This window comes from Burkholderia sp. Ac-20392, from assembly GCF_017104585.1.
GTDB lineage: Bacteria > Pseudomonadota > Gammaproteobacteria > Burkholderiales > Burkholderiaceae > Burkholderia > Burkholderia lata.
In genome coordinates, this window is the sequence record NZ_JAAGPB010001192.1 from 1 (window position 1) to 543 (window position 543).

General features: G+C 59.7%; 1 protein-coding gene. It reads right to left on the reverse strand.

The features are described from left to right. Positions 1-543, reverse strand: a 543-nt coding sequence (locus G3N99_RS41545) for a hypothetical protein (protein ID WP_206125350.1), incomplete at both ends; no start/stop codon positions are given.

A 543-nucleotide genomic window follows, 5' to 3' on the forward strand; every position in this document is an offset into this window, starting at 1 on the left:
CACGTCGTTGTCGACCTCCGCGTCGACGGGGCTGTCGTCAGCCACCAGCTCAATTGGTTCGTTGTCGACAGGGCTTAGCTCGACGAATAGTTCGGTGACGTCGTTGTCGACCTCGACGTCGACGGGCCTGTCTTCGGCGAATAGCTCGATTACTTCGTTGTCGACTTCGACGTCGACGGGACTCAGCTCGACGAACAGTTCGGTGACGTCGTTGTCGACCTCGACCTCGACGGGCCTGTCGTCGGCGAACAGCTCGATTACTTCGTTGTCAACCTCCACGTCGACGGGGCTGTCGTCAGCCACCAGTTCAATTGGTTCGTTGTCGACGGGGCTCAGCTCGACGAACAGTTCGGTGACTTCGCTGTCTACCTCGACATCGACCGGCCTGTCGTCGGCGAATAGCTCGATCACTTCGCTGTCGACCTCGACTTCGACGGGCTTGTCGTCGGCGAACAGCTCGATCACATCGTTGTCGACTTCGACGTCGACGGGTCTGTCGTCAGCCACCAGTTCGATTGGGTCGTTGTCGACGGGGCTCAGCTC